Here is a 24292-nt window from a genome sequence, read left to right on the forward strand (position 1 = left end):
GGAATTTTCACGTTACTTGTCGCGGCCATTGGCTGGATACTCAAGTATGCGAAAATCGCTCGTCCCCGTTTATCGAGCAGGCCCCCAATGTCACAGCAACCCACCCTCATCCGCGAAACCTTCCCCGTCGGTCCTTTGCAGTGCAACTGCACGATCATCGGCGATCCGGTGACGAAAAAGGCCATCGTTGTCGATCCGGGCGGCAATCATGAGCTGATCCTGGCGCGTCTCGATGCCTTGGGGCTGAAAGTGGTCAGCATCATTCACACCCATGCCCACCTCGATCATTTCCTGGCGTCCGGTCAACTCAAGGAGAAAACCGGCGCGACACTGCACCTGCACAAGGAAGACCAGTTTCTGTGGGACAACCTGGAAATGCAGTGCCAGATGTTCGGTGTTCCTTACACCCCGGTGCCGTCCCCGGACCGTTGGCTGGCCGATGATGAAGAACTGGCCTGCGGTTGCGGGGTGGCGCTGCACACGCCAGGTCATACGCCGGGTTCCATGAGCTTCTGGTTTGCCGAGGCCAAGCTACTGATTGCCGGCGACACGCTGTTTCGTCGCGGTGTCGGGCGTACGGATTTGTGGGGGGGCGACCAGGCTACTATCGTGCGTTCGATCAAGCAGCGTTTGTACACCCTCGACGAAGAGGCGACGGTGGTGGCCGGGCATGGTCCGGACACCCGCCTGGGCGATGAAATGCGCGAAAACCCGTTTGTACGGGCATGATTTGTAACGAGCGGAATTTTTATTCCTGGAAGTGATCCAACGCCCGAAAAGGCTAATGCCTTGGTCCGTTGCACCACAGAATGCAAAAAAGTAGGAGCTTTACATGTTCACCACGCGTCGTTTGATTATTCTCGCTACGGCTGTGGCCGTTTTGTCCGGTTGTGCCTCGCCTAACCCTTACGGCGGTCAAGGCCAGGCTCAGGGTCAGGCGGATAGCGGCTCCGAAGGCATGAGCAAGACCGCGAAATACGGTGGCCTCGGCGCTCTGGCCGGTGCGTTGGCCGGTGCTGCCATCAACCACGATAACCGTGGCAAGGGCGCGCTGATCGGTGCTGCGGTGGTCGGTGCTTCCGCCGCCGGTTACGGCTACTACGCCGATCAGCAAGAGAAAAAGCTGCGTGCCAGCATGGCCAACACCGGTGTTGAGGTGCAGCGCCAAGGCGACCAGATCAAGCTGATCATGCCGGGCAACATCACGTTCGCTACCGATTCGGCGAACATTGCCCCAAGTTTCTATCAGCCGCTGAACAACCTGGCTGGCTCGCTCAAAGAGTTCAATCAGAACCAGATCGAGATCGTCGGCTACACCGACAGCACCGGCAGCCGTCAGCACAACATGGACCTGTCCCAGCGTCGCGCCCAGAGCGTGGCAACCTACCTGACCTCGCAAGGTGTCAGCGGTGCCAACCTGAGTGCCCGCGGCGCCGGTCCGGATAGCCCGGTTGCCAGCAACGGCGACGTCAATGGCCGGGCGCAGAACCGCCGCGTAGAGGTCAACCTCAAGGCGATTCCGGGCCAGCAGTATGGTGGTCAGCAACAAGGCACGGTTCAGCAGTACCCTTGATTGTCTGATTGAACCCCAGGCGTAAAAAAACCGCTCGATCCTTATGGGGTCGAGCAGTTTTTTGTGTCGCCTGTTCCGGCGCTTTCGCGAGCAAGCTCGCACACAGTGGGCTGGGTCGCCCACGGATACTGTGGGAGCGCGATGGGGCCAGTACAGGCAAAGAAGAATGCAGAAACAAAAAAGCCCCCGGACAACTAATTGTCCGGGGGCTTTTTGCTATGCGCTAAACCTGATTACTTCTTCAGGCCGTAATGCTCATCGAGCATTCCCGGCGCGTTCGGGGCTTTCGGTGCGTAGTCGCGAGGCGGCTCCTGATCGCGTGGTGGCGTCAGGCGTTCCCTTGGAGCCTGCACCGCGTCGGCGTGCAGGGAGGCCAGCAGGCGTTGGCGAGTCTGCTCGTCCAGGGCCAGACGGTTGGCACCCTCGGCGAGATGGTCCTGCACTTCCTGATAGCTCGCAGTCAGTTTCTTGACCAGTGTCGCAGTGCTGTTGAAGTGGGTCACCACCTCGTTCTGATAACTGTCGAAACGTTCCTGAATATCGTCCAGCTGACGTTGAGTGCTGCTAGGCGCGGCATTCGGCGCAAGGCGAGCGATCAGAAACCCAATGGCGACACCCACAACCAGGGCAAGAGTCGGTAACAACCAAACTAAGAGCGAGTGTTCCACGAGTCCTTCCTCTATAAACGGCTTTGCTTTACGTTAACGGCTCGAACCTGCGCTGTATACCGCGATTCACTCGCAATAGACAGCCACAGACAATTTGCTAGACGAGTCGACCCGATTCGAGGTCACGGAGTTCCTTCCTTGCTTATGCGTGAAACCCCTGTAGTGATTGATGGCCCGGTTGGGCAAATTGAAGCACTGTACCTGGATAATGAGCAGCCTCGCGGGCTGGCGTTGATCTGCCATCCGAACCCGGTGCAGGGCGGCACCATGCTCAACAAAGTGGTTTCGACCCTGCAGCGCACCGCGCGTGATGCCGGTTTGATCACTTTGCGTTTCAACTACCGTGGAGTCGGCGCCAGCGAAGGCACCCACGACATGGGCACCGGTGAAGTCGATGATGCCCAGGCCGTGGCCGAGTGGTTTCGGGCCAAGCATCCAGAATTGCCACTGACGCTGTTCGGTTTCTCTTTTGGCGGTTTTGTTGCGGCAAGTCTTGGCGGACGTCTGGAAGCGCAGGGCGAGCAGCTCAAACACCTGTTCATGGTCGCGCCAGCGGTCATGCGCCTGGGGGATCAGGATCAGTTGCCGCAGCACGGCGAACTGACCCTTATTCAGCCGGAAACCGACGAAGTGATCGATCCACAAGTCGTTTACCAATGGTCCGACAAGCTTGAACGTCCCCATGAGCTGCTGAAAGTGGCAGAATGCGGACACTTTTTTCATGGCAAGCTGACCGATCTCAAGGATCTGATCCTGCCGCGTCTCTCGAATTGATTGCAGTCTGACAAGCGATTACCCATGACGACTCGTACCCGTATCCTCACCGGCATCACCACCACCGGCACGCCGCACCTGGGCAACTACGCCGGCGCCATCCGCCCGGCGATCGTCGCCAGCCGTGACAGCAATGCCGATTCGTTCTACTTCCTGGCCGACTACCACGCCCTGATCAAGTGCGATGACCCGCTGCGCATCCAGCGCTCGCGTCTGGAAATTGCCGCGACCTGGCTGGCCGGTGGCCTGGATGTCGAGCGCGTGACGTTCTACCGCCAGTCCGACATCCCGGAAATCCCTGAGCTGACCTGGCTGCTGACCTGCGTCGCTGCCAAGGGCCTGCTCAATCGCGCCCACGCGTACAAGGCTTCGGTGGACAAGAACGTCGAGACTGGTGAAGACCCGGATGCCGGCATCACCATGGGGCTGTACAGCTACCCGGTGCTGATGGCCGCGGACATCCTGATGTTCAATGCGCACAAGGTGCCGGTCGGTCGCGATCAGATCCAGCACGTGGAAATGGCGCGGGACATCGGCCAGCGCTTCAACCACCTGTTTGGCCAGGGCAAAGAATTCTTCACCATGCCCGAGGCGTTGATCGAAGAGAGCGTCGCCACATTGCCGGGCCTGGATGGCCGCAAGATGTCGAAGAGCTACGACAACACCATTCCGCTGTTCAGCAGCGCCAAAGAAATGAAGGACGCGATTTCGCGGATCGTCACCGATTCCCGCGCGCCGGGCGAAGCCAAGGATCCGGACAATTCACATCTGTTCACTCTGTTCCAGGCCTTCGCGACCCCGGCGCAGGCCGACGAGTTCCGCAGCGAACTGTTGCAGGGCTTGGGTTGGGGCGAGGCGAAGAATCGCTTGTTCCAGCTACTGGACAGCGAGTTGGGTGAGTCGCGCGAGCGTTATAACCAGCTGATCGAGCGCCCGGCGGATCTGGAAGACATCCTGCAACACGGCGCGAAAAAGGCCCGTGCGGTAGCGACACCCTTCCTCAATGAACTGCGTGAAGCTGTGGGCCTACGCTCCTTCGTTGCCCAGACTCAAGTGGCTGCGACCACCAAGAAGAAGGCCGCGAAAGCTGCACGTTTTGTCAGCTTCCGCGAAGACGACGGCAGTTTCCGCTTCCGTCTGCTGGCGGCCGATGGTGAACAACTGCTGCTGTCGCGCAACTTCGCCGATGGCAAGACTGCCGGTCAGGTGACCAAGCAGCTGCAGGCGGGCCAGGATCTGGACGTGCGCAGTGAAGAGATGGGCTTCAGCGTCTGGCTCGAAGGTGAGTGCGTTGCCGACAGCCCGGCCTTCGCCGACAGCCCCGCGCGCGATGCAGCCATCGAAGCTTTACGCATTGCCCTGACGCCGGTTCAGGAATAAACAACGGCCCGGCCCGACAAAGGGCCGATTGCCATTCCTCCGGGCCGTCGCTACAGTGTCGGCCCGTTTTTGTTGCCTTGCTAACGAATTATGACGCCCCTAGAACGATATCAAGCTGATCTGAAACGCCCGGAATTCTTCCATGACGCCGCGCAGGAAACTGCTGTGCGCCATTTGCAGCGCCTGTACGACGATCTGGTCGCGGCCGAGCAAAACAAGCCGGGCCTGCTGGGCAAGTTGTTTGGCAAGAAGGATCAGACCCCGGTCAAGGGCCTGTATTTCTGGGGTGGCGTAGGTCGCGGCAAGACTTACCTGGTGGACACCTTCTTCGAAGCGCTGCCCTTCAAGGAAAAGTCCCGCACTCACTTCCACCGCTTCATGAAGCGCGTGCACGAAGAGATGAAGACCCTGGGTGGCGAAAAAAACCCGCTGACCATCATCGCCAAGCGTTTTGCCACCGAAGCCCGGGTGATCTGCTTCGATGAGTTCTTCGTTTCTGACATCACCGACGCCATGATCCTTGGCACCCTGATGGAAGAACTGTTCAAGAATGGCGTGACCCTGGTCGCGACCTCGAACATCGTACCGGACGGCCTGTACAAGGACGGCCTGCAACGCGCGCGCTTCCTGCCGGCCATTGCGCTGATCAAGCAGAATACCGAGATCGTCAACGTCGACAGCGGCGTCGACTATCGTCTGCGTCACCTCGAACAAGCCGAACTGTTCCACTATCCGCTCGACGAAGCCGCCAACGAAAGCCTGCGCAAGAGCTTCCGTGCGCTGACACCGGAATGCACGGCGGCGGTCGAAAATGACGTACTGATGATCGAAAACCGTGAAATTCGTGCCCTGCGCACCTGCGATGACGTGGCCTGGTTCGACTTCCGCGAACTGTGCGACGGTCCGCGCAGCCAGAACGACTACATCGAATTGGGCAAGATCTTCCACGCCGTGTTGCTCAGCGATGTCGAACAGATGAGCGTCACCACCGACGACATCGCCCGACGCTTCATCAACATGGTCGACGAGTTCTACGACCGTAACGTGAAACTGATCATTTCTGCCGAAGTCGAGCTCAAGGATCTGTACACCGGCGGTCGCTTGAATTTTGAATTCCAGCGTACCCTGAGCCGTTTGCTGGAAATGCAATCCCACGAATTCCTGTCCCGGGCGCATAAGCCGTAGGGAATTTCGGAAAATGAAAGAGGCCTGCAAAAGCAGGCCTTTTTTGTCAGCGCAAATCCTCCGCCCACAGGTTTGTACATTGTTTTGAAGTCAAATGTCTTCGTTGAGATACTGCGCAAGCGCGTGCTGCCGTTGGCAACCAAGCAGCAGCCAAAGCAGAATTCTGGCCTTTCGCGGACATAGAAAGCCCGCCATCGATGCTCCCTTGCGGATCAAATCCATTTCACCACCACCAAAACCGTAAGAGGCACGAGCGGTGGAGCCGGAGCCGGTTCGGGTTGCAATGATCACGGGGATTCGTTTGGCAATATGCTCAATCGTTGTCGCCCAGCGCTGCGAGATGTGGCCGGCGCCGAAACCTCCGATTACCAGCCCGTCGTAATCGAGTGCGAGAATGTTTTCCAGTAGCAGGGTATCGGCCGAAAGTGAGGCCTCAAGCAGCGCAACCTTCTGTGTGGTCTGTTGCGGCAACGGTAACACCGTGCGCTGCCCCGGCGGGCGCAGGTAGCGAACACGATCTTCCAACAGTAGACCTGCGGGCCCCACGACCGGAGAGGAAAACGCCTGCAATGCCAGCGAATCGGTTTTGCGTACGCTGCCCGCTTGATGAATCTGTCCGTTCATTACGACCTGGACACCGCGCTGCTGGCTGTTGTGCGCTAAGGCAACGCGACATGCATCCAGCAGATTGGCCGGTCCATCGGCGCCTGGCTGCGCTGCGGAACGCATGGCACCGGTCAGCACCAAGGGGGTGTCGTAGGGCCACAGGTAATCCAAAAACACCGCGGCTTCTTCGAGGGTGTCGGTGCCCTGGGTAATAACGACCCCAACGGCGCCCTGTTTGACCTGAAACTCAGCCCAGGACAATACGTTCAGCAAAAACTCGAAATCCAGGGACGCACTCGGCAGCAGGCCGAGGGTCTCGACGGTGACTCCGGCCAATGTCGTCAGTTCCGGTATGGAACTCAGCAGGGCTTCGCCGCTGACGCTCGGGATGACGCCTTCACCGGCATTGCTCGCTTGCATGCTTACCGTGCCGCCAAGTGCCGCGATGGACAGTTTGGGCAGGTCCATGGGATACCTCGCTTGTTTGTAATGAAAAGTGGCTGTATCCGCTTTTGAGGCCGCGATACAGCCGAATGGCTTGGGTATTAATCAGCGATCAGAAAACCGATCAGCGGCACGATCAGCAGTGTGCTGATGGCCATCGACAGTACATTGGCGATGTAAGCGTGCATGTCGGACGGTAATTTCCTGGCAATCACACAGGCCAGCGGTGGTGCGAGCAATGCCCCCAGCAGTGCACTTGAGACGATAATCTGCCAGCTGCCGCCATAGGCCAGGATCGCAGCGGGCACCACTGAAACCAGCGGAATGTAAGTGGGATACCAGCCGCGCAAAATCCATTGTTGGCGCCAGATCAGCACGCCGATGGCCGAGGCCAATGCCTGCCCGCCGATGATGTGCAGCAACAGACCCGATCCGTACGCGGGGCTTGAAGGGTTCAAGCTGTACGCCAGCAATGCACCCAGTATCAGGCCTAGGCTGGCCAGCTCATTGCCGAAGAACGGTGCTTCGGAAAAGTCCGCCAGAATCCGGCGCAGGCTCCAGATGACGCCATAGTTGGGCGCCTTGGCGGGGTCGATCGAGGCGGGGGATGTTTCCGATGACCTGGATTTCACCAGGTTCGGCCAATAGCGGCAGAACAGAAACGCCAGGACGCTGGCAACCGCCATGCCCAGCACATTGCCAATCACTGCAGGTAAGGCCAGCGGTTCGCACACGTAGTTGACGATCAGCAGGCACATCGGTGTGACGAGTACGGCACCCATGAGTGCGCCGTTGATCGTGACCCTCCAGCCTCCGCCAAACATCAGCACCATCGCCGCTGGCAGCGAGACGAATGCTACGAATGTGGGTTGCCAGGTTGTGGCTGTCACCGTCCAGCCCCACAGCAGATTGCTCAGTAGCAACCCGAGCAACGAGCTGGTGACCAGCCAGGGCCAAAGTCCGGTTCCATAGGAGATGGCAAACCCTTGCCAGGATTTCCCCGTTCGATTCGCCCAGTAAGCCAGATAAGCGCCCGCTAGCAGGCCGATCGAGGCGAACTCGTGCTTGTAGAAAGCCACCTCGCTGATGTCACCTAACACCCAACGCAACCAGGCAATCGGTTCGGGTAGCAGCGATACCATGTCGCCGTACCCGGGCCAATGCGCTCCCCAGAAAGTTCGGTTGCTGAAAGAGAGCCAGACGATCAGCAGTGTTGCGCCAATCATTAGCAAGGCGACGGCTGTATCAATCGGTGATTTGCGCGATGGGTGGTTTTTGTCAGTTGTAACTTCCATACGATAGGCCTCCTGATCAGCGTGGGAGGCAAGGGTGTTGGGTGTAGCCGAGCATCTGATCGTAGAGATCGGCTCGGCGATCGCGATGCAGATCGTTCAGGTTGTTCCAGATGGGCGCACTGCGGGAGCTGGTCAGGTCAACATCGGCAAACAGGATTTCCTGCCTGTCTGCCGAAGCCACGGCGCCAATCGGCCAGCCGTTGGTTCCGGCAATCAACGAGCAACCCAGGTAACGCGCGCCGCGCTCCTCGCCGATCCGGCTGGCGGCAGCGATAAACACGTTGTTGACGTGAGCGGCGGTCATCGTCAGATATGACGCCATGCACTTACCGGCATCGTCGAACAGCGGCGGCGGTGTCCAGACCCAGTTGTTCAGGCTGCAAATGATGTCTGCGCCTTGCTGGGCGAGGATCCGTGGCACCTCCGGGAACCAGATGTCCCAGCAGATCAACAACCCGATTCGGCCGATCGGTGTGTCGAAAACCGGGAAGCCCAGGTCGCCGGGGGTGAACCAGAGCTTCTCTAGATTCCACAAATGGGCTTTGCGGTACTTTCCGATAAAACCGTCTGGTCCCACCAGAACGCCTGTGTTGAAGAGTCGCATGCCGTCGCGTTCGGCCAGGCCGGCCACGAGGTAAACGTTGTGTTCTCGGGCGAAGTCGATCCAGCGCTGCACGCTTGGCCCGTCGGGAACTGCTTCGGCATGGGCGAAGGCATCCTGCCGATTGCTGAAGAAGTAGCCTGTATTGGAAAGCTCGGGCAGAACGATGAGATTCGCACCGCCTTTTACTGCTTCAAGCGCCAATTCCAGGCTGCGACGCAGATTACCTACACATTTCTCGATGCCGACTTGTGGATCGAATTGCACGACTGCTACACGAACAGGGCTTGTTGGCTCACTCATTCCGTCGTTCCTCTTTTTATTGTTTTTCAAGCTGTTAATTAGCGTGTGTATAAGAGGGGAGTCAGTAATGGGGTGTAAGTCAGCTATTTCCGTTTAGGTCGTAGTCCTTATCCTAAAATGGATCAGAGTGATGTTTGATGGCAGTGTTAACCGGTGCGAGAGGTAGAGCCATGTATTGCGTGCATGGCTCTGGAACAGTGATTTGGTCAGATTTTGAGTTGGTAGTGCGGGTAGTCGCTCAAGGAAAATCCGCCATGGAAGGTCGCGGCGGTTTTATTGCAAATATGAATCACTGCATCGACAGCACCGCGAAAACATGGCTCCGTCCAGCCGGCATCGACGGAAAATGACTCGCCGGATAAATACAGGCCTGATACATGAGCATGGTCCCGGTTGTACTTCATCAGGCTGACAGCATCGTAGTAGGTGCCCGGTCGGTAAAGCTTGGCACAGCCCAGTGCATTTTCATCAGTGATCCAACGCTGAACCACCGCTTGATCAATGCCAATGTAGGGAGAGATTTTTTCGTGGATGTTGGCAGAGTTCATGAGTATGCGATCCAGCTCTTCGGCGCATTTTGATACCAACTCCGTATCGCTGAATGCGGCGAGCTTGGTGGCGTCATCTTCCCAGGTATAACTCAGCAGGATGCAGTCATAGCTGTAGTTGTCGTTGTAGCGGTAGGTATAGACATCGTGGATAAAACTGTCGGTTACGATGGCTTGCGGGATGTTTTTGTTTTTCGAGAGAAATGATTTTTTCAGTGGTGCAAACACTTTGCAGCTAGTTTCCCAGTGTGCGGTTTTGTAGGCGTTAATCGTCTCGAATGGAAGCATCTCCCGAGTGAAATTTTCGAGCTTGATTCGAGTTTCAATCAGCCAGGAGGGTAGTGTCATGATGACCGAGTCAAAGTCATCAAATTGCTCCTGGATTTGCTCGGGTTGACTGTGTTTCCAGTTGTAATAGACGCGTATTTTTTGATTGGTCAGCTTTTCCAGTTTTGTGACGGAAGAGTCGGTGAGAAGTCCATTGCTTCTTTCGAGGCAATGTTCGTAGACGGACTTTCCGGTTTCGTCGGTTTTCACAAACAGCAGGCATTCGTCCAAAGCGGCGAGACCGATGTAGCGGGGCCCGTCGAAACTCAGCCCCATTGAGTCAAAAACGGCTTCGCTATTAAGGTAGGGCGAATCCAGTGGATCGCCGTTGGAGTCCACTCGACCATGTATCAGTTGCAATTGGCTGCTGAAACCGAAAATCGCGGTACGCAGGGGGTAGAGGCAGCAGACGTCGTAAAAAGCTCCCCAGCTACCGTCACCTATACCTATCGCATAAAAAATTGCGGACTCTTGCGCAGACATTCCCATTCCGCCGAAATCCCCGGGTGAGCGGCCATCCCAAGCTTCCAGTGCTGGCATTTTGACCAGATCTCGGAACGAGACACTCTCGTATTTTTCAACGATAGAAGCCCATATGGTTTCCCATTCCTGGCTCCCATAGAACTCGGCAACGTGGCGGGTCATACGATCGGCAAAGGCTTTCCACTTGGAATAAACCTTTTGCAATTCATCGCCGGGAGGTGGTGTGACGCCGTCTTCGTTTTTCCATATCAACATTTGCGGCGCCGATCCGCCGCCCATGCTGCCCTCCCGGAGATAGATACCTGTCGAGTTAACCCATTGGCTACCGGGGTTGGCGAAGTCTGAAAACGCCAATTCAAATTGATTGGCGTAGTAAGCCATCAGCGACCGACCTTCCGTCGGTGGCTCATCGACCCGGTTGAAGAAGGGCATGCGCATGGCGCCCATTTCAAATGGTGTATGGCTTGCTGCCGAGTTTCGGCTACCGGGAACGGTCAGTTGCCCTGGCGATGCCGTTTTCCTGTTCTACCAGTGCACGATAGTCAAAGCACAAATCCGGCGGATTGGGAAAGCGGGCCGCCCATTTGTTTTTAGCCGACCGCTTTGTTCGGGTGGCCTCCTTGGCGATGTGTGAAGGGTAGTTGTAGCTTGATCCGATAGTCATGGTTGATCTTCCCTGATGGTGTTTGCAGGGAGGATGTTGAAATTGTTTAAGGGGCTGCGTCTGTGGGCAGGGTCGGGTTCTCCGGCGCTCTGTATTCTGTTTTTTGCGTAGGAAAAATGCACAGCGAAAGAACTGCGTGGCCGGCGCAAGATTCAATATGGAAGCGAGCAGGCTCGCTCCCAAATTCGGTTGGTGTTCGGCTACGCAGCCTGCTGAAACTGTTGCCGATACTGGTTCGGCGACAATTCTGTGTGCTGGCGGAACAGCCGCGCAAAGAAGCTCGCATCGTCATAACCAACCTCATAGCTGATGGTCTTGATGCTCTTGCGGCTGCCGGACAGCAAGCCCTTGGCGGTTTCGATGCGCAGGCGCTGCAGGTAATGCAGTGGCTTGTCACCGGTGGCGGTCTGGAAGCGGCGCATGAAGTTACGGATGCTCATGCCGTGTTCGCGGGCGACGTCTTCGAAGCGGAACTTGTCGGCGAAGTGTTCTTCGAGCCAGTGCTGGATCTGCAGGATGATCACGTCCTGGTGCAGCTTCTGTCCGCCGAAACCGATGCGCCCCGGCGAGTAGCTGCGCTGTACCTCGTACAGAATGTCCCGTGCTACGGCCTGGGACACATTGGCGCCGCAGAAACGCTCGATCAGGTAGATGTATAGATCGCACGCCGAGGTGGTGCCGCCGGCACAGTACAGGTTGTCGGCGTCGGTCAGGTGCTTGTCCTGATTGAGTTGCACCTGGGGGAAGCGTTCGGCGAAGGCGTTGAAGAAGCGCCAATAGGTGGTCGCTTCCTTGCCATTGAGCAGCCCGGCTTCGGCCAGCCAGAAAACACCGGTGGCCTCGCCGCACAGTACGGCGCCGCGCGCATGTTGCTGGCGCAACCACGGGAGGACTTGCGGGTAACGTTTGCAGAGGCTGTCGAAATCGTCCCAGAACGCGGGAAGAACGATGATGTCGGCGTTTTCCAGTCCGCCATCCACCGGAATCAACACGTCGCTGAAGGTGTTGACCGGTTTGCCATCGGGGCTGACTAGGCGGGTTTCGAACGCCGGTGTCAGGCCCTGGCCCAGCTGTTTGCCGTAGCGCAGGCTAGCGAGGTGGAAGAAATCCTTGGCTTGCATGAGGGTGGAAGCGAAAACCCGGTCGATGGCCAGGATGCTGACGCGCCGCAATGGCGTGGAGGCTTGGTTAGACATAATTCAACTTTATTTTTATAGGGGGAAGTGGTCACCAGACGGCTGGATCGTCTTATTTTTTGTCGGATGTGTCCAGTGTCCTGTATCGGAAGCGAGGCATAGTCTCTGAAGGTCAACTCCTTCTAAAAACAAAGAAAAGGTGCCGCATGATCCCCAGAACCCTGTTCAGTTCCGAGCACGAGCTCTTCCGTGACAGCGTGCGAACGTTCCTGGAAAAAGAGGCGGTGCCGTTCCATGGGCAATGGGAAAAACAAGGCTATATAGACCGCAAACTGTGGAACAAGGCAGGGGAGGCGGGGATGCTTTGCTCGCACTTGCCGGAAGAGTACGGTGGCCTGGGGGCGGACTTTCTCTACAGCGCGGTGGTGATCGAAGAAGTGGGGCGCCTGGGCCTGACCGGCATCGGTTTTTCCCTGCATTCGGACATCGTGGCGCCGTACATCCTGCATTACGGCAGTGAGGCGCTGAAGCACAAGTACCTGCCGAAACTGGTGTCCGGCGAGATGGTTACTGCGATCGCCATGACCGAGCCGGGTGCCGGTTCCGATCTGCAGGGGGTGAAAACCACGGCGATGCTCGATGGCGATGAGTACGTGATCAACGGCTCCAAGACCTTTATCACCAACGGTTACCTGGCCGATCTGGTGATCGTCGTCGCCAAGACCGATCCAAAGGCCGGCGCGAAGGGCACCAGTTTGTTTCTCGTAGAGGCCAATACGCCAGGCTTCGACAAGGGCAGGCGCCTGGAGAAGGTCGGGATGAAAGCCCAGGACACTTCGGAGCTGTTCTTCCAGGATGTGCGGGTGCCCAAGGAAAACCTGCTGGGCCAGGCCGGGATGGGGTTTGCCTACCTGATGCAGGAGTTGCCCCAGGAGCGCCTCACTGTGGCCATTGGTGGGCTGGCGTCAGCCGAAGCGGCGTTGCAATGGACGCTGGACTACACCCGCGAGCGCAAGGCGTTCGGCAAGTCGATCGCGGACTTCCAGAATACCCGGTTCAAATTGGCGGAGATGGCCACAGAAATCCAGATCGGCCGCGTGTTCGTTGACCGCTGCCTGGAACTGCACCTGCAAGGCAAGCTCGACGTGCCGACGGCGGCGATGGCCAAGTACTGGGGCACCGACCTGCAATGCAAGGTGCTTGACGAGTGTGTGCAGTTGCATGGTGGTTACGGGTTCATGTGGGAGTACCCGATTGCCCGGGCATGGGCGGATGCGCGAGTGCAGCGGATTTATGCCGGGACCAACGAGATCATGAAGGAAATCATTGCCAGATCATTGTAGGAGCGAGCTCGCTCGCGATGGTCGTCAACGATAACGTTGAAAACCTGACACCCAGCGGTGTGCTCAGGTTTTTCGCGAGCAAGCTCGCTCCTAAAAGTGGGGGTTACGGCGCCGGGTTCGGGTGATCCTTGTGAATCGCCTCAATCCCTTCCAGTACTTCCTCCGACAGCTTCAAGTCGAAACTGGCGATGTTGCTCTCCAGTTGCTCCACCGTGGTCGCGCCAATGATGTTGCTGGTCACAAACGGCTGCTGCGTCACGAACGCCAGGGCCATTTGTGCCGGGTCCAGACCGTGCTCGCGAGCCAAGGCCACGTACCGGCTGCAGGCAGCTTCCGACTGTGGGTTGAAATAGCGGCTGAAGCGGCTGTAGAGGCTCAGGCGGCCTTTTGGCGGGCGGGCGCCACCTTCGTACTTGCCAGACAGGAAGCCGAACGCCAGCGGCGAATAGGCGAGCAGGCCGCATTGTTCGCGGATGGCGATTTCCGCCAGGCCGACTTCGAAGCTGCGGTTGAGCAGGTTGTACGGGTTCTGTATCGATACGGCGCGCGGCCAGCCTCGGGCTTCGGCCAGGGCCAGGAAACGCATGGTGCCCCACGGCGTCTCGTTGGACAGGCCAATGTGGCGGATCTTGCCGGCCTTGACCTGTTCGTCCAGTGCTTCGAGGGTGTCCTCCAGCGGGGTCAGGTTGGCCTCGATCTTGTGCTTGTAGCCCAGTTGTCCGAAGAAGTTGGTGCTGCGTTCCGGCCAATGCAGCTGGTACAGGTCGATGTAATCGGTCTGCAGACGCTTGAGGCTGGCATCCACGGCTTCGGTGATGTGCTGTCGGTTGTGCCGAAGGTTCTTGTCGCGGATGTAGTCGATGGTGTTGCCGGGACCGGCGATCTTGCTGGCCAGGATCCAGTCGGCGCGGTCGCCGCGGCTCTTGAAGTAGTTGCCGATGTAGCGCTCGGTGGTGGCGTAGGTTTCGGCCTTGGGCGGCACCGGGTACATCTCGGCGGTGTCGATAAAGTTGATCCCGGCACTCTTGGCCCGCTCAATCTGGGCGAAGGCGTCTGCCTCGCTGTTTTGCTCACCCCAGGTCATGGTTCCGAGGCAGATGGCGCTCACGTTCAGATTCGTTCGGCCTAGCTGGCGATAGTCCATCGGGTGCTCCTTGGGCAAAACAATCATAAAAGCAGGTTGAATTATTTTTCGCAATCTGCATAATTGCGCACCTCTTTCTGCAGTGGAAGTGATGCGCCGCCGCCGAAGAATCTTGCCGTTGAACGGACGCGCCGACCCGAGCCCCCGAAAGCGTCTGTATCCGGCTGCCTTTGACTTGTCAAAGTACGCACTATTCAGTAAGATCCGCCGTCTAATTTACAGGGCGGCCCCTGAGGCTATAAAGAATGAAGACTTTTACTGCTAAACCGGAAACAGTAAAGCGCGACTGGTTTGTCGTCGACGCTGCTGGTCAGACCCTGGGTCGTCTGGCCACCGAAATCGCGAGCCGTCTGCGTGGCAAGCACAAGCCTGAGTACACTCCTCACGTTGACACCGGCGACTACATCGTCGTAATCAACGCTGAGCAGATCCGTGTTACCGGTGCTAAAACCACTGACAAAATGTACTACTCCCACTCCGGTTTCCCGGGCGGCATCAAGTCGATCAACTTTGAAAAGCTGATCGCCAAGGCCCCTGAGCGCGTGATCGAGACCGCGGTCAAAGGCATGCTGCCTAAGAACCCGCTGGGTCGCGACATGTACCGTAAGCTGAAAGTCTATGCGGGCGCTGCACACCCACATACTGCTCAGCAGCCCCAAGAACTGAAGTTTTAACGGAATAGTACATTATGTCGGCGACTCAAAATTACGGCACTGGCCGTCGCAAGACCGCAACCGCACGCGTTTTCCTGCGTCCGGGTACTGGTAACATCTCCATCAACAACCGTTCGCTGGATAATTTCTTCGGCCGCGAAACTGCCCGCATGGTAGTTCGTCAGCCGCTGGAATTGACTGAGACTGTCGAGAAGTTCGACATCTACGTCACCGTGATCGGCGGTGGTGTAAGTGGTCAAGCTGGCGCAATCCGCCACGGTATCACCCGCGCTCTGATGGACTACGACGAGACTCTGCGCAGCGCCCTGCGTAAAGCCGGCTTCGTAACCCGCGATGCTCGTGAAGTTGAACGTAAGAAAGTCGGTCTGCGTAAAGCGCGTAAGCGTCCGCAGTACTCGAAGCGTTAATTCGCTTTCACGTTCAAAAAAGAACGCCCAGTTTCCTCGCGGAGCTGGGCGTTTTTTTATGTCTGCGATTTATCAAAGAATTGCGCTGTGACAACTTGCCACATCCGTAGACGCCCTATACTACAAGGCTTGGGGGTGATGGGCTCCGGTAATTACCTTGTCAGAATTGGGGCTTTTCATTACCATTCGGCAAAATTTTTATAAGTACATAGATTTACTTAGTAGATGCCTGATTTAACAGGCCACAAAGCTGATGGGAGAGGACTGAATGAGCAATGACGGCGTGAATACAGGCCGGCGTCGCTTCTTGGTAGCAGCCACATCCGTGGTGGGTGCTGCAGGAGCGGTGGGGGCTGCGGTCCCGTTCGTGGGGTCATGGTTTCCCAGTGCCAAGGCGAAAGCCGCAGGTGCACCGGTGAAAGTGAATGTCAGCAAAGTCGAGCCAGGTCAGCAGATGATTGCTGAGTGGCGGGGCCAGCCGGTGTTCATCGTCCGCCGTACACCGGAAATCCTGGGGAACCTGAAGAAGATCGAGGGCCAGCTCGCTGACCCGACCTCCAAGAGTTCGACACAACCGACTTACGTTGACCCGGAAACCCGTTCGATCAAGCCTGAGGTCCTGCTGCTGATTGGTATCTGCACGCACCTGGGTTGTTCGCCGACCTTCCGTCCTGAAGTGGCGCCTGCGGATCTGGGTAAAGACTGGGTAGGCGGTTATTTCTGCCCTTGCCACGGTTCCCACTACGATCTGGCTGGCCGCGTCTACAAGTCGCAACCTGCGCCTTTGAACCTGCCAGTTCCCCCGCATTCCTATGAGACCGATGAGATCATTATCATTGGCGTCGATACGGAGAAAGCGTGATGAGCAAATTCATGGATTGGGTTGATGCGCGCTTTCCCGCGACCAAGATGTGGGAAGACCATCTCAGCAAGTATTACGCTCCGAAAAACTTCAACTTCTTCTACTTCTTTGGCTCCCTGGCATTGCTCGTTCTGGTCAACCAGATCGTTACCGGTGTCTGGCTGACCATGAGCTACACCCCGTCGGCGGAAGAGGCGTTTGCCTCCGTCGAATACATCATGCGCGACGTCGAGTACGGCTCGATCCTGCGTCTGCTGCACTCCACCGGCGCCTCGGCGTTCTTCATCGTGGTCTATCTGCACATGTTCCGTGGCCTGCTCTACGGTTCGTACCAGAAGCCGCGTGAACTGGTGTGGGTCTTCGGCATGCTGATCTACCTGGCGCTGATGGCCGAAGCCTTCATGGGTTACCTGCTGCCGTGGGGTCAGATGTCCTACTGGGGTGCCCAGGTAATCATCTCGCTGTTCGGTGCGATCCCGGTCATCGGCAACGATCTGACCCAATGGATTCGTGGTGACTACCTGATTTCCGGTATTACCCTGAACCGCTTCTTCGCCTTGCACGTGGTTGCCCTGCCGATCGTTATCCTTGGTCTGGTGGTGCTGCACATCCTGGCGTTGCACGAAGTCGGTTCGAACAACCCGGACGGCGTGGACATCAAGAAGCACAAGGACGAAAACGGCATACCGCTGGACGGCATTGCTTTCCACCCGTACTACACCGTGAAAGATATCGTCGGCGTGGTGGTGTTCCTGTTCATCTTCTGCTCGATCGTGTTCTTCTTCCCGGAAATGGGTGGTTACTTCCTCGAGAAGCCGAACTTTGAAGTGGCGAACGCCTTCAAGACCCCTGAGCACATCGCTCCGGTCTGGTACTTCACCCCGTTCTACGCCATCTTGCGCGCGGTTCCGGACAAGCTCCTTGGTGTAATCGCCATGGGCGCGGCCATTGCTGTTCTGTTCGTCCTGCCATGGCTCGATCGTAGTCCGGTCAAGTCGATGCGCTACAAGGGCTGGCTGAGCAAGATCTGGCTCTGGGTGTTCTGCATCTCGTTCGTGATCCTGGGTGTGTTGGGCGTATTGGCCCCAACCCCTGAGCGTACGTTGCTGTCGCAGGTATGTACCTTCCTGTACTTCGCCTACTTCATTTTGATGCCGTTCTACACCAGGCTCGAGAAGACCAAACCGGTTCCGGAAAGGGTGACTGGCTGATGAAAAAACTATTTGCTGTATTGATGCTTGCTGCGCTGCCAGTGTTCGCTTTCGCAGCTGAACACGGTGGCCCCGAGCTGGAAAAAGTCGATATCGATGTTTCCGATAAAGCAGCGATGCAGGATGGCGCGCGTACGTTCGCCAACTACTGCATGGGTTGCCATAGTGCCAAGTTCCAACGTTATGAGCGTGTTGCCGACGACCTGGGTATTCCCCATGAGTTGATGCTGGAGAAACTGATGTTCACCGGCGCCAAGATCGGCGACCACATGAGCATCGGCATGCAGCCGGCGGACGCCAAGGCCTGGTTTGGTGCGGCGCCGCCTGACCTGACCCTGGTTGCCCGTGTTCGCGGTACTGACTGGCTCTACGGTTACCTGAAGTCGTTCTACGAAGATCCTTCGCGCCCATGGGGTGTGAACAACAAGGTCTTCCCGAACGTGGGTATGCCTAACGTCCTGGCTGGCCTGCAAGGTCGTCAGGTGGTGGGTTGCAAGCAGGTACAGATCGTCGAAGACGGCAAGAAGCAATTTGATCCGTTGACCGGTACGCCTTTGACTCATGAAGCGTGCGATCAGCTGACCATTGTCCCGAAAAGCGGTGCACTGACCGAAGAGCAGTTCGATGAGAAGGTCAAGAATCTGGTAACCTTCCTGGCTTACTCGGCTAACCCGGTTAAGCTGCAACATCAGCGCATCGGTACGTACGTATTGTTGTACCTGGCGTTCTTCTTCGTATTTGCTTACCTGCTTAAGCGCGAATACTGGAAAGACGTGCACTGATAAAGCTTCAAGCTATTGCTGTTAATCGCGCGCGCCCAAGGGCGCCTCTGAAGATGTAGCGAAACTGGTTATCCAGTCGCTGCGGGAGGCGCCCTCTGGGCGCGCTCGTTTTTGAGCTTTCGATAATTTCTACAAGCGAGGAGGATCGCCATGGGCGTGACCAATCGGTTGGCCTGTTACTCCGACCCCGCCGACCACTATTCCCACCGAGTGCGCATCGTACTGGCAGAGAAGGGTGTCAGCGCCGAGATCATTTACGTGGAAGCTGGACGCCAGCCACCTAAACTGATTGAGGTGAACCCTTACGGCAGCTTGCCCACCCTGGTCGATCGCGACCTGGCGTTGTGGGAGTCGACTGTGGTGATGGAATATCTGGATGAGCGTTACCCGCACCCGCCGCTACTGCCGGTTTATCCCGTGGCGCGTGCCAACAGTCGCCTGCTGATGCACCGCATTCAGCGAGACTGGTGTGGTCTGGTGGATCTGATTCTGGATTCTCGGACCAAGGAGGCGGCCCGTGCCGTGGCTCGCAAAGAGTTGCGCGAAAGCTTGACGGGTGTGTCGCCGCTGTTTGCCGACAAGCCGTTTTTCCTCAGTGAGGAACAAAGTCTGGTGGACTGCTGCCTATTGCCAATACTGTGGCGATTGCCGATTCTGGGTATAGAACTGCCGCGGCCGGCCAAGCCGCTGCTTGATTATATGGAGCGCCAGTTTGCGCGTGAGGCTTTCCAGGCGAGTCTGTCTGGTGTCGAACGCGACATGCGCTAAGGCTTAAGGAGCCGCTATGAACTCCAGTCGACCTTATCTGGTCCGCGCGCTCTATGAGTGGATTGTGGACAACGATTGCACCCCTCACATGCTGGTCAATTCCGAGTATCCGTCGGTGCAGGTGCCTCAGGGGTTTGCCAGTGACGGACAGATCGTCCTGAACGTATCGCCACAAGCCGTGCGTCACTTGCACATGGATAACGAGGCGGTCAGTTTCGAAGGGCGTTTTGGTGGCGTACCGCACACCTTGTATGTGCCTATCGCATCGATCCTGGGTATCTACGCCCGGGAGAATGGCCAGGGCATGGTGTTCGATCTGGAATCGCCAATGGGCGAGGACGATGATATCGAACCGGATGACGATCTCCCGCCACCGGACAGCGAGCCGCCGCGTCCTAGCGGTCGGCCGAGTTTGAAAGTGGTGAAATAAAAAAAGGCGATCCGTAAGGATCGCCTTTTTTATTACTGTAGGAGCCGGCAAGCCGGCTCCTACGGGGCGGGGTGGTCCCAGAGGTACCATCGCCATCAGCGCACGGAAGAGCGTCAGTCGATGTACTCGAACAGTTTCACAATCTTCTGTACGCCGGAAACGCCTTGCACCAGGTTGGTCGCCTGCGCAGCTTCCTGTTTGGTCAGCAGGCCCAGCATGTAGACAATGCCGTTTTCAGTGACGATCTTGATGCGTGAACCAGGGATGTTTGCGTCAGCGAGCATCTGGGTCTTGATCTTGGTGGTCAGCCAGGTGTCGTTCTGGCGTGCCAGCAGCGAGGAGGGTGGCAGGATTTGCAGTTCGTTGTGCACCTGCTTCACGCGCTGGACAGCGGCGGCGGCCTGTTCGGCCTTGGCCTTGAGGTCTGCGCGTGGCGTTTGCCCGGCGAGCAGCACGACACCGTTGAAGCTGGTGACGACGATGTGCGAGTCCTTGTCCAGGGCCGGGTCGGCCTTGGCCACGTTCACGCCAACCTTGGTATCGATTAGAGAGTCGTCGATCTTGCTGCCCAGTGTGCGAGTACCGCGGTCATCTTCAATCGGTGCCTCGCGGCTGGCAGTTACCACCGAGGTGCAGCCGCTGATGCCGAGGCACAGGGTCAAGGCCAGTAGGCCAAGGCGATTAGGGGTCATTCTTCACTCCCGAACAATTGGCTGTCGATCAAGTCGCAAAGGCAATGGATCGCCAGCAGGTGGACTTCTTGAATACGAGCGGTGACGTTGGCCGGTACGCGAATCTCAACGTCCTCGGGCAAAAGCAGCGACGCCATGCCGCCACCGTCACGTCCCGTCAATGCTACGACAATCATTTCGCGATCATGTGCGGCCTGGATCGCTTGAATTATGTTGGCCGAGTTGCCGCTAGTGGAGATAGCCAGCAACACGTCGCCCGGTTGGCCGAGTGCACGGATCTGTTTGGAGAAGATTTCGTTGTAGCTGTAGTCGTTGGCGATCGAGGTGATCGTCGAACTGTCGGTCGTCAGCGCGATGGCCGGCAGGCTCGGGCGCTCGCGCTCAAAGCGGTTGAGCAGTTCGGACGAGAAGTGCTGGGCGTCGCCGGCAGAGCCGCCGTTGCCACAGGAAAGCATTTTGCCTTCGTTGAGCAGGGCGTTGACCATGACCTGGCTGGCTTGCTCGATGTGCGGTGCAAGTACTTCCATCGCCTGTTGCTTGGTGTCGATACTGGCCTGAAAAAGCTGGCGAATTCGCGATTGCATGTCCATCTGTGTGACCTTAAGTAGCGCGGCTGTTCGGCACGTGAATGTGCAGCCCGCAAAGCAAAGAGCAAAAGTGTTGGGTGATAGTGTCCGGTTCGCAATGCCGGCGATCAGCCGTCGAAGGCATTCTGTAGCCAGTTCAACTGATCGAGATTGCTGTCGATGGCAATCACGTCGAAGCGGCAAGGGGAATTGGCCCAGTGCGACTCGCACTGAAGAAAATATTGCGCGGCGAAAATCAGTTTTTGCCGTTTGCGCTCATCGATGCTATCGAGCGCGCCACCCCATTGAGTGTTTTTTCTGTAGCGGACTTCAACGAATACTACTGTATCGCCATCTAGCATGACCAGATCAAGCTCACCGCGTTTACACAACCAGTTCTGCGCCAGCAGGCGCAGACCCTGTTGTTGAAGATGCTCGAGCGCATGGCGCTCGGCATCCTTGCCGCTTTGCTGGCGTGACCTGTCAGGCATCAGCGAGCGGTGTCCGGCAGGCGTTGAACCTGGCCATTGATGAACTGGGCCCATGGCAACTGACGCACGACCCGCTGGCTTTGAGTCATGCCAAGGCTGCCCGATTCACCGTCGATGCGGCTGTCCGGCAGGGACTTGAGTTGACCCAGGCGTGGCGCCAGACGATAGGCATCCACGCCCATGGCATACAGGCGCCCCAGGCTGCCGGCGGCTTGTGGCCACTGGGCGGTGACCTGGCGGCGCAGAGGGTCGTTGGTGTCCAGCAACCATGGCGTTTCGCAGAAGCGAATGCCGTTCATGTCGTTGTATTGGTTGACGTCACCGCTGGCGCTGAACACGTGGGAGGTGGCGTAGACCGGCACATCGCCCGCGTACTGGAAGTTCAGGGTTGGTTTGATCTGTTGGGCCTGTTGCGGCGTTGCGGCAAGGAAGATGAATTCGATGTCCTGGCGGCGCGACGGCTGGGCGGCTACTTGTGAGCCAACAGTGCTTTGCAGGCTCTTGGCGCGACCTTCGCTCTGACGCAGCTGGAACATGTCGGCAATCTGCTGGGCCAACTGGACCGGTTGATCAACGCGCTCGGTGGCAACGATAGTGCCGCCATTGGCTTGCCAGTCCTGGCTGAATGCCCTGAGCACGCGGTCGCCCCATTCGCCTTTCGGCACCATGATGGCAGCGCGATGCAGGCCGTCGGCGCGAGCGCGGCGCGACACTTCGCGGGCTTCGTCTTCAGCGGCCAAACCGAACTGGAACAGCTGCGCAGGGCCTTGATCGCCCTCGCTGTAATTCAGTGCCAAGGTGGTGATTGGCAATTGCGGGCGAGTGCTCAGCTGTTTGACCAACGGCTTCTCCAGAGGGCCGACGACCAGTTGCACGCCATCGGCCTGGGCCTTGCGGTAGAACTCGTCCATGGAGGTCAGGCGCGAGCTGTCATAGAACTCGATGGCGGGTGGTTTCTGCCCGGCCTGTTGTGCCTGGTAGTGGGCGGCCATGAAACCGTCGCGCAGCGCTTTGCCGACCGAGGCCAGTTGGCCGTCCTGAGGTAGCAGCAGGGCGATTTTGCTCAGGGGTTGGCTGGCCAGCTCCTTGAGTTGGGTCAGCGATTGCGGCAACTGAATGGCTGCTGGATGTTTCGGATTCTGCGCGCGCCAGTTGTCGATGGCGGCCTGTTGCTGCTCCAGGGTGCCGGCGGATTTCACCGCCAGTGCCAGGGCCATCCAGCCACCGAGATCGTCGGTGCTGTTCGGCTGCAACTGCTCGGTCGGCAGCGAAGCGATCAGGGCCCAGATGGCTTCGTGGTTTTTGCTCGCGGCTTCACCTTTGAGCATCGGGGCGATGAAAATGCGCTCGCGAGCGGCGGCCAGGGTCTGGCCATCGGCTTCAAGGGCACGGGCGTGAACAGTGCCGGTACGAACCTGTTGTTCGACGGGCAGCTCGCTCAAGCGTTGCATGCTCGGATGGCTCAAAGCGGTCAGCGCAGCCTTGGGCTGGTTGCGGGTCATGGCCAGTTCAGCCGCCAGCGTGTTGGCGAAAACCTGTTGGCCCGGCTTGAGCTGTTCGACAGGCACCTGTTGCAGGATTTGCGCGGACTGACCGGCATTGCCCTGGTGATAGGCCAGGTCGGCAGCGCTCAAGCGCAGCAGCGCGGCATCTTCCGGTGATTTGCTTTGGGCAGCCTTCTCAAGCAATTGCTCGATACTGGCGTCCGGTGTCCGTGGAAGTTCGCCAAGGCTGGAGGAGGGCGAGCTGGCGCAAGCCGCCAGCAAGGCAGCGAGGCAGAGGGCAGATAACAGCCGCAGGCAAGCGATCATGTAAGCGTTCCTGATACTCGATCAAATTAGCGTGGAATTGTACCCAAGCACTGGCCGGGGCGCGATGTTAGTGGCGTGAATCGATCAATTTAGCTGGTGTAAATATTGCGCCAGCGCACAAACGCTCGCCGATGACAGGTTTGCTTGCGCGTATCGTGAGCCTCGCTACGCGTTACAATGGCGACTTTTATCGATCATGAGGTGTGCGCTTTGACTGCTCCAGGTGCTTTGAATTCCGCTGCTGGCTCGCTTTATGTGGTGGCGACGCCCATCGGCAACCTGGATGACATCAGTGCACGGGCGCTGAAGATTCTGCGTGAAGTGGCCTTGATCGCCGCGGAGGACACCCGCCATTCCCAGCGCTTGATGCAGCACTTCGGCATTTCGACGCCATTGGCGGCCTGTCATGAGCACAACGAGCGGGATGAAGGTAGTCGCTTTATCACGCGTCTGCTTGCCGGTGACAACGTGGCGTTGATCTCCGATGCCGGGACGCCGCTGATTTCCGATCCGGGTTATCACCTGGTGCGCCAGGCTCGGGCGGCGGGCATCAACGTGGTGCCGGTTCCGGGTGCCTGCGCATTGATTGCGGCTTTGTCGGCGGCGGGGCTGCCTTCTGATCGTTTCATTTTCGAAGGCTTTCTGCCGGCCAAGGCTGTGGGGCGGCGAGCGCGTCTCGAGCAGGTAAAGGAAGAGTCTCGTACATTGATCTTCTATGAGGCTCCGCATCGCATCCTTGAGTGCCTGCAGGACATGGAGCTGGTGTTCGGCCCCGAGCGCCCGGCGCTGCTTGCCCGTGAGCTGACCAAAACGTTTGAAACCCTCAAGGGATTGCCGCTGGCAGAGCTTCGCGAGTTTGTCGAGTCGGACAGCAATCAGCAACGCGGCGAGTGTGTGGTGCTGGTGGCAGGCTGGTCTGCCCCCGAGGAGGAGGGCGCCGTCAGCAGCGAGGCGATGCGCATCCTCAACCTGCTGCTCGAAGAAATGCCGCTCAAACGTGCGGCGGCTTTGGCGGCGCAAATTACCGGCGAACGAAAGAATGTGCTGTACCAGATCGCGCTGGATAAACAGAAGAGTGAGTAAAACCCGACGCGCAGGCGTGCTCAAAGGCGCTTAGCGCTTGT

General features: G+C 57.9%; 24 protein-coding genes and 1 pseudogene. 14 read left to right on the plus strand and 11 right to left on the minus strand.

Annotation, left to right across the window (positions count from 1 at the left end):
- Positions 1-87: 87 nt before the first annotated feature.
- Positions 88-729 (plus strand): MBL fold metallo-hydrolase, encoded by a 642-nt coding sequence (locus B0D71_RS19555; RefSeq protein ID WP_103396222.1) that lies wholly within the window; start codon positions 88-90, stop codon positions 727-729.
- A 103-nt stretch (positions 730-832) separates the two neighbouring features.
- Positions 833-1573 (plus strand): YiaD family glycine zipper/OmpA-like lipoprotein, encoded by a 741-nt coding sequence (locus B0D71_RS19560; RefSeq protein WP_103396223.1) that lies wholly within the window; start codon positions 833-835, stop codon positions 1571-1573.
- A 233-nt stretch (positions 1574-1806) separates the two neighbouring features.
- Here B0D71_RS19560 and B0D71_RS19565 read toward each other — a convergent pair whose 3' ends face one another.
- Complete coding sequence (locus tag B0D71_RS19565) at positions 1807-2241, minus strand: Z-ring associated ZapG family protein (protein ID WP_103396224.1); 435 nt, start codon at positions 2239-2241, stop codon at positions 1807-1809.
- 144 nt (positions 2242-2385) lie between these two features.
- Here B0D71_RS19565 and B0D71_RS19570 point away from each other — a divergent pair, with 144 nt between their 5' ends.
- The 3 genes from B0D71_RS19570 to zapE all read left to right on the plus strand — a co-directional run bounded on the left by B0D71_RS19570 (position 2386) and on the right by zapE (position 5580).
- On the plus strand, positions 2386-3015 hold the full coding sequence (locus B0D71_RS19570; RefSeq protein WP_103396225.1) for an alpha/beta hydrolase: 630 nt from the start codon (positions 2386-2388) through the stop codon (positions 3013-3015).
- 24 nt (positions 3016-3039) lie between these two features.
- Positions 3040-4395 carry a tryptophan--tRNA ligase gene (locus tag B0D71_RS19575; protein ID WP_103396226.1) on the plus strand — a complete coding sequence of 452 codons (1356 nt, stop codon included), beginning with the start codon at positions 3040-3042 and terminating at the stop codon, positions 4393-4395.
- Between the two features lie 90 nt (positions 4396-4485).
- Entirely contained in the window at positions 4486-5580 is a 1095-nt protein-coding gene (gene zapE, locus B0D71_RS19580) for a cell division protein ZapE (RefSeq protein WP_103396227.1), read from the plus strand.
- 90 nt (positions 5581-5670) lie between these two features.
- On the opposite strand, the gene B0D71_RS19585 is transcribed toward zapE, so the two are convergent.
- The 5 genes and pseudogenes from B0D71_RS19585 to B0D71_RS19605 form a co-directional block, all read right to left on the minus strand.
- A complete protein-coding gene (locus B0D71_RS19585; protein WP_103396228.1) occupies positions 5671-6654 on the minus strand; it encodes an asparaginase in 984 nt (327 codons plus the stop codon).
- A gap of 77 nt (positions 6655-6731) precedes the next feature.
- Positions 6732-7925: a hypothetical protein gene (locus tag B0D71_RS19590; RefSeq protein WP_103396229.1), complete on the minus strand. Its 1194-nt coding sequence runs from the start codon at positions 7923-7925 to the stop codon at positions 6732-6734.
- Positions 7926-7941: 16 nt separating this feature from the next.
- Complete coding sequence (locus tag B0D71_RS19595) at positions 7942-8829, minus strand: nitrilase family protein (RefSeq protein WP_103396230.1); 888 nt, start codon at positions 8827-8829, stop codon at positions 7942-7944.
- A 206-nt stretch (positions 8830-9035) separates the two neighbouring features.
- Positions 9036-10851: pseudogene (locus B0D71_RS19600) on the minus strand (FAD-dependent oxidoreductase).
- A 200-nt stretch (positions 10852-11051) separates the two neighbouring features.
- Positions 11052-11972, minus strand: coding sequence for a GlxA family transcriptional regulator (locus B0D71_RS19605; RefSeq protein ID WP_181432017.1), 921 nt, complete (start codon positions 11970-11972; stop codon positions 11052-11054).
- A gap of 221 nt (positions 11973-12193) precedes the next feature.
- On the opposite strand from B0D71_RS19605, the gene B0D71_RS19610 reads away from it, so the two are divergent.
- Complete coding sequence (locus B0D71_RS19610) at positions 12194-13330, plus strand: acyl-CoA dehydrogenase family protein (protein ID WP_103396233.1); 1137 nt, start codon at positions 12194-12196, stop codon at positions 13328-13330.
- Between the two features lie 103 nt (positions 13331-13433).
- On the opposite strand, the gene B0D71_RS19615 is transcribed toward B0D71_RS19610, so the two are convergent.
- A complete protein-coding gene (locus B0D71_RS19615) occupies positions 13434-14474 on the minus strand; it encodes an NADP(H)-dependent aldo-keto reductase (protein ID WP_103396234.1) in 1041 nt (346 codons plus the stop codon).
- Between the two features lie 245 nt (positions 14475-14719).
- Between B0D71_RS19615 and rplM the strand changes: the two genes are divergently transcribed.
- The 7 genes from rplM to B0D71_RS19650 all read left to right on the plus strand — a co-directional run bounded on the left by rplM (position 14720) and on the right by B0D71_RS19650 (position 19608).
- Positions 14720-15148, plus strand: coding sequence for a 50S ribosomal protein L13 (gene rplM / locus B0D71_RS19620; protein WP_007917032.1), 429 nt, complete (start codon positions 14720-14722; stop codon positions 15146-15148).
- 14 nt (positions 15149-15162) lie between these two features.
- The gene (rpsI, locus tag B0D71_RS19625; protein WP_003228056.1) at positions 15163-15555 is read left to right on the plus strand and encodes a 30S ribosomal protein S9; all 393 of its coding nucleotides are present in this window, start codon (positions 15163-15165) and stop codon (positions 15553-15555) included.
- Positions 15556-15823: 268 nt separating this feature from the next.
- Positions 15824-16417, plus strand: coding sequence for a ubiquinol-cytochrome c reductase iron-sulfur subunit (petA, locus tag B0D71_RS19630; RefSeq protein ID WP_103396235.1), 594 nt, complete (start codon positions 15824-15826; stop codon positions 16415-16417).
- Positions 16417-17628 (plus strand): cytochrome b, encoded by a 1212-nt coding sequence (locus B0D71_RS19635; RefSeq protein WP_103396236.1) that lies wholly within the window; start codon positions 16417-16419, stop codon positions 17626-17628. The genes petA and B0D71_RS19635 overlap by 1 nt, the downstream gene beginning before the upstream one ends.
- Complete coding sequence (locus tag B0D71_RS19640; protein ID WP_103396237.1) at positions 17628-18410, plus strand: cytochrome c1; 783 nt, start codon at positions 17628-17630, stop codon at positions 18408-18410. Before B0D71_RS19635 ends, B0D71_RS19640 begins: the two co-directional genes overlap by 1 nt.
- A 150-nt stretch (positions 18411-18560) precedes the next feature.
- Positions 18561-19178: a glutathione S-transferase N-terminal domain-containing protein gene (locus tag B0D71_RS19645; RefSeq protein ID WP_007989864.1), complete on the plus strand. Its 618-nt coding sequence runs from the start codon at positions 18561-18563 to the stop codon at positions 19176-19178.
- 16 nt (positions 19179-19194) lie between these two features.
- A complete protein-coding gene (locus B0D71_RS19650; protein ID WP_007972582.1) occupies positions 19195-19608 on the plus strand; it encodes a ClpXP protease specificity-enhancing factor in 414 nt (137 codons plus the stop codon).
- Between the two features lie 113 nt (positions 19609-19721).
- Here B0D71_RS19650 and B0D71_RS19655 read toward each other — a convergent pair whose 3' ends face one another.
- The 4 genes from B0D71_RS19655 to B0D71_RS19670 form a co-directional block, all read right to left on the minus strand.
- Positions 19722-20300 (minus strand): BON domain-containing protein, encoded by a 579-nt coding sequence (locus tag B0D71_RS19655; protein ID WP_103396238.1) that lies wholly within the window; start codon positions 20298-20300, stop codon positions 19722-19724.
- Positions 20297-20890, minus strand: coding sequence for a phosphoheptose isomerase (locus tag B0D71_RS19660; RefSeq protein WP_007972584.1), 594 nt, complete (start codon positions 20888-20890; stop codon positions 20297-20299). Before B0D71_RS19660 ends, B0D71_RS19655 begins: the two co-directional genes overlap by 4 nt.
- 104 nt (positions 20891-20994) lie before the next feature.
- Positions 20995-21357 (minus strand): YraN family protein, encoded by a 363-nt coding sequence (locus B0D71_RS19665; protein ID WP_103396239.1) that lies wholly within the window; start codon positions 21355-21357, stop codon positions 20995-20997.
- A complete protein-coding gene (locus tag B0D71_RS19670) occupies positions 21357-23168 on the minus strand; it encodes a penicillin-binding protein activator (protein ID WP_103396240.1) in 1812 nt (603 codons plus the stop codon). Before B0D71_RS19670 ends, B0D71_RS19665 begins: the two co-directional genes overlap by 1 nt.
- A 177-nt stretch (positions 23169-23345) precedes the next feature.
- Between B0D71_RS19670 and rsmI the strand changes: the two genes are divergently transcribed.
- Positions 23346-24251: a 16S rRNA (cytidine(1402)-2'-O)-methyltransferase gene (gene rsmI, locus B0D71_RS19675; RefSeq protein ID WP_165798739.1), complete on the plus strand. Its 906-nt coding sequence runs from the start codon at positions 23346-23348 to the stop codon at positions 24249-24251.
- Positions 24252-24292: the final 41 nt, after the last annotated feature.

The organism is Pseudomonas laurylsulfativorans (assembly GCF_002906155.1).
In the GTDB taxonomy this organism is placed as follows: Bacteria; Pseudomonadota; Gammaproteobacteria; order Pseudomonadales; family Pseudomonadaceae; genus Aquipseudomonas; species Aquipseudomonas laurylsulfativorans.